The sequence below is a fragment of the Pseudomonas sp. Q1-7 genome (genome assembly GCF_028010285.1).
Classification (GTDB): Bacteria; Pseudomonadota; Gammaproteobacteria; order Pseudomonadales; family Pseudomonadaceae; genus Metapseudomonas.
Map to the genome: position 1 here is coordinate 2,874,282 of NZ_CP116304.1, position 11,903 is coordinate 2,886,184.

The 11,903-nt window shown below is 66.5% G+C and carries 11 protein-coding genes; 3 read left to right on the forward strand and 8 right to left on the reverse strand.

Features of this window, described 5'->3' with window-relative positions:
• Window positions 1-240: 240 nt before the first annotated feature.
• Window positions 241-471, forward strand: coding sequence for a hypothetical protein (locus PJW05_RS13185; protein WP_271412143.1), 231 nt, complete (start codon window positions 241-243; stop codon window positions 469-471).
• Between the two features lie 148 nt (window positions 472-619).
• Here PJW05_RS13185 and PJW05_RS13190 read toward each other — a convergent pair whose 3' ends face one another.
• Window positions 620-1,381 carry an alpha/beta hydrolase gene (locus PJW05_RS13190; RefSeq protein WP_271412144.1) on the reverse strand — a complete coding sequence of 254 codons (762 nt, stop codon included), beginning with the start codon at window positions 1,379-1,381 and terminating at the stop codon, window positions 620-622.
• Window positions 1,382-1,497: 116 nt separating this feature from the next.
• Here PJW05_RS13190 and PJW05_RS13195 point away from each other — a divergent pair, with 116 nt between their 5' ends.
• Entirely contained in the window at window positions 1,498-2,934 is a 1,437-nt protein-coding gene (locus tag PJW05_RS13195) for an HD domain-containing phosphohydrolase (RefSeq protein ID WP_271412145.1), read from the forward strand.
• 69 nt (window positions 2,935-3,003) lie between these two features.
• Here PJW05_RS13195 and PJW05_RS13200 read toward each other — a convergent pair whose 3' ends face one another.
• The 5 genes from PJW05_RS13200 to PJW05_RS13220 all read right to left on the reverse strand — a co-directional run bounded on the left by PJW05_RS13200 (window position 3,004) and on the right by PJW05_RS13220 (window position 8,664).
• On the reverse strand, window positions 3,004-4,155 hold the full coding sequence (locus tag PJW05_RS13200) for an acyl-CoA dehydrogenase family protein (RefSeq protein WP_271412146.1): 1,152 nt from the start codon (window positions 4,153-4,155) through the stop codon (window positions 3,004-3,006).
• A gap of 28 nt (window positions 4,156-4,183) precedes the next feature.
• Window positions 4,184-4,309, reverse strand: coding sequence for a hypothetical protein (locus PJW05_RS13205; RefSeq protein ID WP_271412147.1), 126 nt, complete (start codon window positions 4,307-4,309; stop codon window positions 4,184-4,186).
• A gap of 2 nt (window positions 4,310-4,311) precedes the next feature.
• Entirely contained in the window at window positions 4,312-5,202 is an 891-nt protein-coding gene (gene mmsB, locus PJW05_RS13210) for a 3-hydroxyisobutyrate dehydrogenase (RefSeq protein WP_271412218.1), read from the reverse strand.
• Between the two features lie 162 nt (window positions 5,203-5,364).
• Window positions 5,365-6,873, reverse strand: coding sequence for a CoA-acylating methylmalonate-semialdehyde dehydrogenase (locus PJW05_RS13215; protein WP_271412148.1), 1,509 nt, complete (start codon window positions 6,871-6,873; stop codon window positions 5,365-5,367).
• An 87-nt stretch (window positions 6,874-6,960) separates the two neighbouring features.
• Window positions 6,961-8,664, reverse strand: coding sequence for an AMP-binding protein (locus tag PJW05_RS13220; RefSeq protein ID WP_271412149.1), 1,704 nt, complete (start codon window positions 8,662-8,664; stop codon window positions 6,961-6,963).
• 288 nt (window positions 8,665-8,952) lie between these two features.
• On the opposite strand from PJW05_RS13220, the gene PJW05_RS13225 reads away from it, so the two are divergent.
• Entirely contained in the window at window positions 8,953-9,909 is a 957-nt protein-coding gene (locus PJW05_RS13225) for a LysR family transcriptional regulator (protein ID WP_442969234.1), read from the forward strand.
• Between the two features lie 405 nt (window positions 9,910-10,314).
• Here the strand turns inward: PJW05_RS13225 and PJW05_RS13230 are convergent, their stop codons facing one another.
• Window positions 10,315-11,091, reverse strand: a complete 777-nt coding sequence (locus PJW05_RS13230; RefSeq protein ID WP_271412150.1) for a COG4705 family protein — start codon at window positions 11,089-11,091, stop codon at window positions 10,315-10,317.
• Window positions 11,092-11,392: 301 nt separating this feature from the next.
• Complete coding sequence (locus PJW05_RS13235) at window positions 11,393-11,881, reverse strand: HvfX family Cu-binding RiPP maturation protein (protein WP_271412151.1); 489 nt, start codon at window positions 11,879-11,881, stop codon at window positions 11,393-11,395.
• Between the last annotated feature and the right edge of the window lie 22 nt (window positions 11,882-11,903).

The window sequence follows — 11,903 nt, forward strand, 5'->3', positions numbered from 1 at the left end:
ATGACGCGACAGGGTCGGAAGGGCCGCGAGGTTACTGGGGCGTCCACTGAACATCAAACTATTAGCAGAGGCCAGGGTGGTGCGCACCCGCCCCGCAGCGACCCGCACGCTCCGCGCGCGGATTCGCTCGTCGGGAGACCGGGTCGAACCGCCACGTCGCCGGGCTGAACCGAACTATAAAGTGGTGTGCGGCTCGCAGGCCTGTTGCGCCACGTCCCAACATCGAAGCGGAGAACACCCATGGCGAACTGGATCATCACCTATAGCAAGGACCAAGGTACGAACACCCTGGACATGCAGCTCGACCATCAGCCGAGCATGGAGGAGGCGGTCCTGCACCTGCTGGAGTGGGCCCACGGCAACCTCCAGAAAGGCGAATATGGGGACCTGCAGGACAAGCGCAGCGACGAACCGGCGGAGCTGCTGCTGCGCCAGTACGGCATCACCATCACCGGCATCTCGCGGGCCTGAGGCGATACGCCTGTTCCACACGGCCTGCGCTGCCCGCGCGCGGCGGCGCGACCAGTCCTGAATCCCTACCTTCCTTGGCCGCCCTGAGATCCGGCAGTGGCCGTCGGCTTGATGGCCGATCAGCAGGGCGCGCAACTGGCGACGGTGGCTACTGACCGTGCTTGACCGCCTGGATGATCACGTTGGCGACCTCGACCGGTTTCGACTGCTGCGGCACGTGGCTGGCGTCGAGCTGCGTCGTACTGGCGCGGATCTTCCTGGCGAAGGCCCGTTGCAGGTCCGGCTGGATCATGCGGTCCTGGTTGCTGACGATGTAAAAGGATGGCTTGGCCTGCCAGGCCGCAGCGCTGGTCTTTTCTTCGAAGGCCGCCGCGCGGATCGGCCCCTGGGTGGCGCTCATCACGGCGGTCTGCTCCTTCGACAGGTCCTGGGCGAAATCGGTGGCCATGCCCTGCGGGGTCATGTACAGGTAGCCGTTTTTGTCCGGCGCGATCTGGCTGACGCCGGGCGGCGACGGATAGCCCTCGTAGAGTTCCTTGGTGTTCTGCCCGGCATTGGGCGCGAAGGCGGCGACGTAGACCAGGCTGCGGACCTTCTTGTCGGTGCCGGCCTGGCTGATGACCGTGCCGCCCCAGGAGTGCCCGACCAGCACCACGTCGCCATCCTGGTTGTTCAGCACGCGCTGGGTGGCGGCGACATCGTCGGCCAGGGAGGTCAGCGGGTTCTGCACCACGGTGACCTTGATGCCTTCGGCCTGGAGCAGGGGAACGACCCGGGCCCAGTCGGAGCCGTCGGCGAAGGCGCCGTGGACGATCACCACCGAGGGCTGGGCGGTGGCCGCCTGGCTGCCGAGGGTGAAGAGCGAGGTGGCCATGGCGAGGGCCAGGGCGAGGGACTTGGGTGTGTTCATGGGGTGGATCTCCGCTGTGTGTGTGGCGCCAGTGTCGGGATTGCGCGGCTGTGCGGGTATCGGTCGTTTATCCGAGGCGACTCGTGGACAATGCGGGCGAGGGGAGGGAGAACAGCATGCTGGATACTGAATGCGTGGGTCTGGAGGACGCCATCCTGGCGCTGTCCATGGTGGGCGATCTGAGCATGGGGCAGCCCATCGACCAGTCCCGCCGTACCGCGCGCCTGGCCGGATTCCTCGCTGGCGCCTGCCAGGGGGAGGCTGGGCGGGAAGAGGTCGCCCGTCAGGTGGCGCTGCTGCGCTGGTCGGGCTGCACGGCCAACGCCGAGGGCTTCATGCACCTGCTGGGGGATGACGTCGGTGGACGCCGCGCCATGCTCAGCCAGACGCTGGACGCGGCGGGGTTGCGCGCCATGCGCAAGTCGCGGCCCCTGGCCGAGGTGCATTGCGAGGTTTCCGGCGATATCGCCCGTACCCTGGGCCTGGCCCCTGCGGTGGAGCTGGGCCTGCGCCATGTCTTCGAACAGTTCGACGGCCAGGGCAATCCCCTTGGCCTGCGCCACCCCGAGATACCGGACGTGGTCTACCAGGTGGTGTTGGCCGGTGATCTGGAAATCCTTTCACGCGTGCATGGACTGGAGGCCGCGCTGGAATGGATCAGCGCCCAGGGCGACCGCCGCTATCCGTCCGCGCTGGTCACCGAACTGGTGCGTCATGGCAAGGACTGGCTGGATGCGCTGCATCAGCCGGAACCGCCTCCGGTTTCGGCGGGGGAACGAGCACAGGTCGAGTTGACCCTGGTGGCGGATGTGATCGACCTCAAACTGCCCTGGCTCGCCGGCTATTCGCGCCAGGCCGCCGAGCTGGCGCGTCGCGCTGGCAAGCTCTGGGGCCTGTCCGGAACCGCGATCGATCTGCTCGGCAAGGCCGCGTTGATCCATGGCATGGGCCGGGCGGCGGTACCCAACCGGATCTGGAACCACCCTGGCCGGTTGCTCGAAGGCGACCTGGAACAGGTGCGTCTGGTGCCCTACTGGACGCTGCGCGCATCAGGTTCCATCAGCGGCCTGTCCGCCTCCGGGCAATTGGCCGCCCATGCCTACGAACGCCTGGATGGTAGCGGCTACTTCCGTTCCCTCAGTGGCGACCATCTGCAGGCCGAGCAGCGGTTGCTGGCGGCGGCCCTTGCCTGGCAGGCGTTGCGTGCCGAGCGCCCCTGGCGGCCAGCCTTCAGCGAGAGCGAAGCAGCACGCCTGCTGGAGGGGGAGGCCAAGGAGGGGCGATTCGACGCCGGGGCCTGCCAGGCGGTGATCGCCGCCGCCCGTGGCGAGTGCGGCGCTACCTTGCCCAAGGTCGCCAGTGCGCTGCTTTCCGAGCGGGAAACCGAGATTCTGCGGCGCATCAGCACCGGCGCGAGCAACAAGGAAGTGGCCCGCGACCTCGGCATCAGCCCGAGCACGGTGCGAACCCATGTGGAGAGCCTGTTCCGCAAGCTGCAGTGTTCCACCCGCGCCGCCGCGACGTTGAAAGGCCTGACGCTGGGACTGATCTGATGGCTCAGGCGCGCCCGTGCGCCGACCGAGCGTTCCCGGGCAGGGAACACCCGGAAAGCCGGGGGCGACTCAGAGCTGGACGTTAGCCAGTTCGCGGGCGATCAGCAGGCGCTGCACTTCGCTGGAGCCTTCGTAGATCTGGGTGATGCGGGCGTCGCGGTAGTACTTCTCCACCGGGTAGTCCTCCAGGTAGCCGTAGCCGCCGTGGACCTGGATGGCGCTGGAGCACACCTGTTCGGCGATCTCCGAGGCGAACAGCTTGGCCTGGGAGGCTTCGGAGAGGCAGGGCAGGCCGGCGCTCTTCAGGCGGGCGGCATGGAGGATCATCAGCCGCGCGGCGTTGAGGCGGACCTGCATGTCGGCGAGCAGGTTGCCGATGCTCTGGTGCTCGACGATCGGTTTGCCGAACTGCACCCGTTCCCGCGCATAGCCCAGCGCCGCCTCGAAGGCCGCACGGGCGATGCCGAGGGCCTGGGCGGCGATGCCGATACGCCCGCCTTCCAGGTTCGACAGGGCGATGGCCAGGCCCTTGCCGCGCTGGCCCAGAAGGTTCTCTTCCGGTATGCGGCAATCGCTCAGGGTCACCGCACAGGTGTCGGAGGCCTTGATGCCCATCTTGTGTTCGCTGCGGTCGACCGCGAAACCGGGGGTATCGGTGGGTACCAGGAAGGCGGACAGGCCTTTCTTGCCCAGTTCCGGATCGGTCACCGCGAAGACGACGGCGAGCTTGGCGCGCCGTCCGTTGCTGACGAACTGCTTGGCGCCGTTGAGTACCCACTGGCCGTCCTTGAGTTCGGCGCGGGTGCGCAGGTTGTGGGCTTCGGAGCCGGCCTGGGGTTCGGTGAGGCAGAAGCAGCCGATGGCCGCACCGCTGGCCAGGTCCGCCAGCCAGCGGTCCTTCTGGGCCTCGCTGCCGTACTTGAGGACGGGCCCGCAGCCCACGGAGTTGTGGATGCTCATCAGGGCGCCGAGGGCGCCATCGCCGGCGGAGATTTCTTCCACCGCCAGGGCATAGGCCACGTAGTCGATGTAGGTGCCGCCCCATTCCTCGGGCACCACCATGCCGAGCAGGCCCAGTTCGCCCATCTGGCGCACCAGGTCGTCATCGATCCAGCCGGCCTTTTCCCAGGCCTGGGCCCTGGGCGCCACTTCGGCGCGGGCGAATTCCCGCGCCATGTCGCGGATCATGCGTTGTTCTTCGGTGAGTTCGATATCGTGCATCGTACGTGTCTCCCGCAGCGTGCTGCCGTCAGGCACTGCGAAGGGGGTTGCCGAACGCGGCCTTGCATCCGCTGAAGAAGGACGGCACGCGCTGGGGCTCCGCCAGGGTCGGCGGGCGCTCGCAGGCCAGCTTCGGGGCCGCGTTCTCGTTCATGCTCAGGCTTCCCGGCGGAACAGCTTGATGATCGCGGAGAAGTCCAGGCCGCCGTTACCCTGCAGGCTGAAGGTCTGATAGAGCTGCTGGGCGGCGGCGCCGAGTACCACCGGCTGTTTCGCCTGACGCGCCGCTTCGGTGGCCAGGCCGAGGTCCTTGAGCATCAGGTCAGTGCCGAAGCCGCCGCTGTAGCCGCGCGAGGCGGGGGCGTTTTCCAGCACGCCGGGGAAGGGGTTGTTGATTTCCGAACTCCAGCAGCGGCCGCTGGAGGTGTTGATGATGCCGGCCAGCACCTTCGCGTCCATGCCCAGGGCGACGCCCAGCGCCATGGCTTCAGCCGCGCCGATCATGGAAATGCCGAGCAGCATGTTGTTGGCGATCTTGGCGACCTGGCCGTTGCCGGTGTCACCGCAGTGGACGATGTTCTTGCCCATCGCGGTAAGCAGCGGATAGGCCTGGTCGAAGGCGCTGGCGGTGCCGCCGACCATGAAGGTCAGGGTGCCGGCCGCGGCGCCGCCGGTGCCGCCGGAAACCGGCGCATCGAGCATGGGATTGCCCTGTGCGGCGGCGGCCGCGGCGACTTCGCGGGCGCTGAGCGGGTCGATGGTGGAGCTGTCGATCAGCAGCACACCCGGGGCGATATTGGCCAGCAGGCCGTCCTCGCCAAGGTAGACCTGCTTCACCTGGGCCGCGGCGGGCAGCATGGTGACGATGGCGGCGACGCCATTGCGGGCAAGTTCCGCCGGGCTGTTGGCGCTGCGGGCGCCCAGTTCGATGAGGGGCGCGGTGGCCAGGGCCGAGGGATCGAACACGGTGAGGCTGTGGCCGGCCTTGAGCAGGTTGCGGGCCATGGGGCCGCCCATGTTGCCGAGGCCTAGGAATCCGATATGCATGTTGGCGTCCTCCAGGGATGGGCCGGGAAATTCGGTCAGTGGTGGGAGAAGCGGGGGGCGGGTTTCCACGCAGGCGTGAATGCCTTTGTCCAGGGCGGCGCCGGCGGCGAATTCCATGCCGCTGCTCCAGGCGGGCCGGCGCGAGGCGCCGGCCCGCAGGGGTCATTTCAGGGTGATGGTGGTGTTCACGGCGCCGCCGACTTCGTCCTCGTCGAACCAGCGCGCGGTGACGGTCTTGGTCTGGGTGTAGAACTGCACCACCTGCTTGCCGTAGGGGCCGAGGTCGCCGAGCTTGGAGGCGCGTGAACCGGTGAAGGAGAACAGCGGTACCGGCACCGGGATCGGTACGTTGATGCCGACCTGGCCGACGTCGATCTCTTCCTGGAAGTGCCGCGCGGCGGCGCCGGAGCGGGTGAAGAGGGCCGTGCCGTTGCCGTTCGGGTTGGCGTTGATGAAGGCAATGGCTTCGTCCAGGGTCGCGGCGTTCACCAGGCAGAGCACCGGGCCGAAGACCTCTTCGCGGTAGATGGTCATGTGCGGGGTCACGCCGGAGAAGATGGTCGGGCCGACGAAGTTGCCGTCCTGATAGCCCGGCACGCTCGGGCTACGGCCGTCGAGCTCCAGCGTGGCGCCTTCCTCGGTGCCGGTCGCGATCAGGCCGCTGATGCGCTCCAGCGCGGCGCAGGAGACCACCGGACCGACATCGGTACCCGGCTCCACGCCGGCGCCGATCTTCAGGGTCTTCGCCTTTTCCACCAGCTCCGGCACCCAGCTCTGCGCCTCGCCCACCAGGATCGCCACCGACAGCGCCATGCAGCGCTGGCCGGCGGCGCCGAAGGCGGCACCCAGCAGGTTGTTGAGGGTCTGCTGCTTGTTGGCGTCGGGCAGGACGATGGCGTGGTTCTTGGCGCCCATCATGCACTGGGCGCGTTTGCCGTTCAGCGTGGCGCGGTTGTAGACGTGGGTGCCCACGCGGGTGGAACCGACGAAGGAAACGGCCTTGATGTCCGGGTGGTCGCAGAGCAGGTTCACCGCATCGGCGCCGCCGTGGATGACGTTGAGCACGCCTTTCGGGATGCCGGCTTCGAGGGCCAGCTCGGCCAGGCGCATGGTCACCATCGGGTCCTGCTCGGAGGGCTTGAGGACGAAGGTGTTGCCGGTGGCGATGGCCATGGGGAACATCCACAGCGGGATCATCGCCGGGAAGTTGAACGGGGTGATGCCGGCGCACACGCCCAAGGGCTGGTTGAGGGTGTAGGTGTCCACGCCGCCGGCCACGTTATTGGCCAGCTCGCCCATCTGCAGGGAGCCGATGTTGGCGGCGTGCTCCACCACTTCCAGGCCGCGGAAGATGTCGCCCTCGGCGTCCGGCAGGGTCTTGCCCTGCTCGGCGGTGAGCAGGGCGGCCAGCTCCTTCATGTTTTCGCGGATCAGTTGCTGGTACTTGAGGAAGATGCGCGCGCGGGCACCGATGGGGGTCTTGCGCCAGGTCTTGAAGGCCTCCTTGGCAGCGGCCACGGCGGCGTTCATTTCCGCCTGGGTGGCGAAGGGCACGCGGGCCAGGACTTCCTGGGTGGCCGGGTTGACCACGTTGCGCCACTCGGTGGTGCGGGATTCGACGAGTTCGCCGTTGATGAGCAGCTTGACGCTGGGAACGCTGGAAGAGGTCATTGTCGGGTCCTGCCTGCTGTCATGGAGTCGAGTGAGGCCCCTCGGCGCGATGCGCCGAGCGGTAAGGTTTTCAGTCGCGGTGCGGATTCAGCCCTTGAGCTGCGGGAAGTCTTCTTCGAAGTACTCCTGCTCGCCCCGTGCAGCGCTTTGCCAGCGCAGCACTTCCATCTGCCGCAGTTCCACCCGGCGGATCTTCCCGGAGATGGTCTTGGGCAGTTCATGGACGAACTCGATGCGCCGGACGCGCTTGTAGGGCGCCAGGTGTTCGCGGGCGAAGGCGAGGATGTTGCAGGCCAGTTCGGCGCTGCCGGGCTGGTCATGGGCGAGAATCAGGAAGGCCTTGGGCACCGCCAGACGCACCGGGTCCGGGCTGGGCACGATGGCCACTTCCATCACGGCCGGGTGTTCGATCAGTGCGCTTTCCAGTTCGAAGGGGCTGATGCGGTAGTCCGACGACTTGAACACGTCGTCGGCGCGACCGACGAAGGTGATGTAGCCGTCTTCACAGACCTGCGCGGTATCGCCGGTGCGGTAGTAGCCGTCGCGCATCACTTCGGCGGTCTTTTCCGGGCTGTCTTCGTAGCCGAGCATCAGGCCCAGGGGGCGTACGTCCAGCGGCAGGGCCACTTCGCCTTCGTGGCCAGGCTGGCCGTCGGGATCGAGCATGGTCACCCGGTATCCCGGCAGCGGGCGGCCCATGGAACCGGGCTTGAGCGTCTGGCCGGGGGTGTTGCCGACCAGGGCGGTGGTTTCCGTCTGGCCGAAGCCATCGCGCAGCCAGAGGCCCCAGGCCTGGTGGACCTGCTCGATGATTTCCGGGTTGAGTGGCTCGCCGGCCCCCACCAGCTCACGCAGGCGCAGGCGGCCACGGTAACCGGCCAGGTCTTCCTGGATCAGCATGCGCCAGACGGTGGGCGGCGCGCACAGGCTGGTGATGCCGTAGCGTTCCAGCACGCCGAGCAGGGCCGGGGCGCTGAAGCGCGAAGTGTTGTGGATGAAGATGCAGGCGCCGGCGTTCCAGGGGGCGAAGAAGCAGCTCCAGGCGTGCTTGGCCCAACCGGGGGAGGAAATGTTCAGGTGCAGGTCGCCGGGCTGCAGGCCGATCCAGTACAGGGTGGAGAGGTGGCCGACCGGGTAGCTCTGGTGGCTGTGCAGCACCATCTTCGGCTTGGAGGTGGTGCCGGAGGTGAAGTAGAGCAGCATCGGATCGGTGGCCAGCGTCACACCGTCGGCTTCGAACTCGGCGGCGTATTCCTGCGCGGTTGTGTGCGGCGTCCAGCCCGGCGCCTCCTGGCCGACGCTGATGCGGGTGCAGCCTTCGGCCAGGCCGTTGAACTTCTCCAGGTGGGCACCGCCGACCACCAGGTGGCGGACGCGGCCACGTTCGATGCGGTCGCGCAGGTCCTCGGGGGTGAGCAGGGCGGTGGCGGGAATCACCACGACGCCGAGCTTGAAGGCGGCCAGCATGGTTTCCCAGAGGGCGATGTCGTTGCCGAGCATCATCAGGATCCGCTCGCCGCGTTTCACGCCCAGGGCACGCAGGTGGTTGGCGACGCGGTTGGAGCGTTCGGCCAGCTCCCGGAAGCTGTAGCGGCACTCACTGCCGTCTTCCTCGACTATCCAGAGTGCGGTGGCCTGGTTGTCCCGGGCCATCTCGTCGAAGTAGTCCAGGGCCCAGTTGAATTCGCCGAGCTGCGGCCAGCGGAAATCCCGCACGGCGGTGTCGTAGTCGGTGCGGTGGGTGAGCAGGAAGTCACGGGCGGCAAGGAAAGGAAGGCTGTTGGCGTTCATGGTGCGTACCCTTGATTGTTTTTGTCGGGTCTTCCGGCCCGTGGCCGGCGGGTGGCTTGAGTATAGGCAGGCGCAAATCAGATAAGAACGCGCAGAAAAACCGGTGCGATGTGCAAAAAAGTCATTAGTAGACCGCGAGGCTACGAATGGCCTGCCCGTAGGTGGGGCTTTGCAGACTCAGCGCGGGCCATGGGCGGCACAGGGTAGCCAGGAAAAGTCGCTTGGCCGCAGTCGTTGGCTGTGCGTATATGCAGGCATCCATCCACCCATGAGCGGATAAATATCCTGATGGACATGCAAAAAAGTGCCAGCCCCGATCAGGTCAAGTGGGATGACCTGCGCTTCTTCCTGGAGGTCGCCCGAACCCGTACCGCCACCGCCGCCGCGCGCCGCCTGGGCGTCGACTACACCACCGTCTCGCGGCGCGTGCGCGCCCTGGAACAGGCACTCGGTGCCTTGCTGTTCGAGAAGTCGCGCGCGGCGGGCTTCGTTCTCACGGTGGAAGGCCAGCGCCTGCTGGGCCACGCCGAGACCCTGGAAAGCACCCTGCAGGCCGCTTGCGAGCAGGTTTCCGGTACGCGCCTGGGGCTTTCCGGACACGTCCGGATCGGCTGTACCGAAGGCTTCGGCTCCTACTTCGTGACCGCGCAGATGAGCCGCTTTCTCGAGCGTTACCCGCACATCTCCGCGGACATCCTGCCGGTGCCGCACTTCGTCAGCCTGTCGCGACGCGAGGCGGATATCGCCATCACCCTGGAGCGGCCGGAACGCGGCCCCTATGTCTGCTCCAAGCTCGCCGACTACCGCCTGCGCCTGTACGCCTCGCCGGAGTACCTGGCGAAGCACCCGCCGATCCGGTCGCGCGACGACCTGGCCCGCCACCCGTTCATCACCTATGTCGAAGACCTGGCGTTCAGTCCGAAGCTGCTGTACCTGAACGACCTGCTGCCCGGGGCCATGAGCCAGTTACGCAGTACCAGTGTGATCGCCCAGTACCAGGCCGCGCTGCAGGGCAAGGCGCTGGCCATCCTGCCGTGTTTCCTGGTGGCCGGCGACCCGAGGCTGCAGGCCGTGTTACCGGGCGACGTGGAGGTGACGAGGCAGTTCTGGATCTACTACAGCGAAGACTTGCGCCGCCTCAAGCGCATCACGCTGGTGGCCGAACACCTGCATCGCTGCGCGGACCTGAACCGGGACTGGCTGATGGGTGAGGGCAGCACGCTGCTGGTTCCCACGCTCGAGTAAACATCCACGTTCGTAGAACGTGGACTTGCTCTTGGCCCCCTAGAAGGGGGCATCCAGGTGCCGCCTGGCAAATCGGGGCCGGGAGGAAATCCGGGAGCACTGACGGGTCTTCCCCCCAAGCGCTTCCCTGCGACGAGACTGGCCACGACGACGTAGCAACGTAGGATGGGTTGAGCCGGCGAAACCCATGCCGTTTGCTGGGACCGATGGGTATCGCTTCGCTCAACCACATCCTACGAACGTCATCCTGATACCCGGGCAGCCCAATCGTCACAGGCAGAGCCGATAACTCATGACCACGTCCTCAGGACGTGGTTTCCCAAGTTCAAATGAATGTGTCTGGCGGCCGTGTCGACGCAATGGCGCTTGCGGAGGGTGCCACGGCCGCTCCGTCTTCCTGGGGCGTCAGCTACGGTGCCGGTCGCGCCGCTCGACTGGAATGGGTTGCAGGGGCGGTTCGGTGCGTTGACCGCGGATCGCCACGATGACCAGCACAACCAGCACAGCGGCGAGAATCGACGATGAGCCAACGGTGCCGAAGTCGAGGCCGCCCTTGTCGTGCGCCTTGGTCAGCACATCACCGAGTGTGGCGCCAAAGGGGCGAGTCAGTACAAAGGCCAGCCAGAACAGCAGTACGCGTGAAACACGGGTGCAGTAGTAGGCCAGGGCTACGCTCGCGATCAGGCTGCCGATCAGCAATGCCCCGCCGACGAAGCCCAGGCCGGAATCATCGGCCAGGTAGTCACCCAGCGCAGTCCCCAGGGTGTTGGACACTAGGATCGCCGCCCAATAGAACAACTCCCCTCGGCGGCTGTCGATGTGAGCGACCGACACCGTACGTTCGCTGAAGCGCCACGCCGCCAGCACGCCCAGCAGCAGGGCCAACAGGAGGACCGAGCCGCTTGCATAGCCCAGACCGAGCGTGCGATCCATGAAATCCGACATCGTCGTGCCGGCGGTGCTGGTGGTGAGGATTACGGTCCAATAGAGCGCAGGATGGAAGCCTTTGGCCCGCAGTTGGCCCAGCAGGGAAACGAGGAACAGGCTGATCAGGATCAGCGAGCTGATCGCGTAACCGACATCGAGGGTCATCGACAGCAGATCGCCGGCGGTTTCGCCCAGCGTAGTGGCACAGATCTTCATCACCCAGAATGCCAGGGTGATCGTCGGCAGTTTGTTCATGTGATGTCCTTGAAGGTTAAGCCACAGAGATGGCGCCCGGACTGTAAGCGCGACCACGTCAAGCACCGGTCAAGCGGAATTCAAATTTTTGTGAAGGCAGAAATGAAGGCGCTAGCGGCGCCTGCCGGCGAACACGGTGCAGAACCTCGAGGTACAGGTCATGGCGGAGCAGGCCAGGCCCCATCGCCGTGGTGAACGTCAGTACCCGGTCGTGGATTCCCTGACTGGCAAGGCGGAGCGGGATGGGGTATGCCACTCCAGCACGTCGCTAAAGGAAGGGGGCTTCGTTTCGCCGGGCCGGTCAGGCGTTTCTGCGGAACAACAGTGCGTCCAGGCTGAACCGCCCAGCGCCGTTGAGCAGCAGAGGCAGGGCGGCAATGAGATAGATCAGCGGCAGCTTGTAGTTGCCGAAGCCCTTGTTGCTGATGGCGTAGCCCTGGGCCAGTTCGGCCAGGCTCGACCAGTGCGCCGGCCAGTGCACGGCGGCGATGGCGACCACGGTCAACACCATCAGCGCCGCCGTGGCGAAGCGGGTTCCCAGGCCAAGCAAGAGGAGCAGGGGCGCGATCAGCTCGACCCACATCGACAGTTGCCAGCTCAGGTCGGCGGAAAGCAGGTTGAAGGGGAAGGGAAAGGCGGACTGGATATCGGCGAACCAGTTCTGGCCATTCCATTTTTCCAGTCCGGATTCATAGAACTCCCAGGCCAGGAACAGGCGCAGGGGGAGGTCGGCGCCCCAGGCACCGACGCGGTCGAGGTGGTTGAACAGGGGGGTGACGAAGGGAGGCATGGGCGGGCTCCTTTGCCTGGCG

Excerpts from the sequence above, each read along its gene's own strand:
- PJW05_RS13190 (WP_271412144.1), bottom strand. The coding sequence starts at position 1,381 with ATGAACACACCCAAGTCCCTCGCCCTGGCCCTCGCCATGGCCACCTCG.
- PJW05_RS13205 (WP_271412147.1), bottom strand. The coding sequence starts at position 4,309 with ATGAACGAGAACGCGGCCCCGAAGCTGGCCTGCGAGCGCCCGCCGACC.
- mmsB (WP_271412218.1), bottom strand. The coding sequence starts at position 5,202 with ATGCATATCGGATTCCTAGGCCTCGGCAACATGGGCGGCCCCATGGCC.
- PJW05_RS13215 (WP_271412148.1), bottom strand. The coding sequence starts at position 6,873 with ATGACCTCTTCCAGCGTTCCCAGCGTCAAGCTGCTCATCAACGGCGAA.
- PJW05_RS13220 (WP_271412149.1), bottom strand. The coding sequence starts at position 8,664 with ATGAACGCCAACAGCCTTCCTTTCCTTGCCGCCCGTGACTTCCTGCTC.
- PJW05_RS13200 (WP_271412146.1), bottom strand. The coding sequence starts at position 4,155 with ATGCACGATATCGAACTCACCGAAGAACAACGCATGATCCGCGACATG.
- PJW05_RS13185 (WP_271412143.1), top strand. The coding sequence starts at position 241 with ATGGCGAACTGGATCATCACCTATAGCAAGGACCAAGGTACGAACACC.
- PJW05_RS13230 (WP_271412150.1), bottom strand. The coding sequence starts at position 11,091 with ATGAACAAACTGCCGACGATCACCCTGGCATTCTGGGTGATGAAGATC.
- PJW05_RS13195 (WP_271412145.1), top strand. The coding sequence starts at position 1,498 with ATGCTGGATACTGAATGCGTGGGTCTGGAGGACGCCATCCTGGCGCTG.
- PJW05_RS13225 (WP_442969234.1), top strand. The coding sequence starts at position 8,953 with ATGGACATGCAAAAAAGTGCCAGCCCCGATCAGGTCAAGTGGGATGAC.
- PJW05_RS13235 (WP_271412151.1), bottom strand. The coding sequence starts at position 11,881 with ATGCCTCCCTTCGTCACCCCCCTGTTCAACCACCTCGACCGCGTCGGT.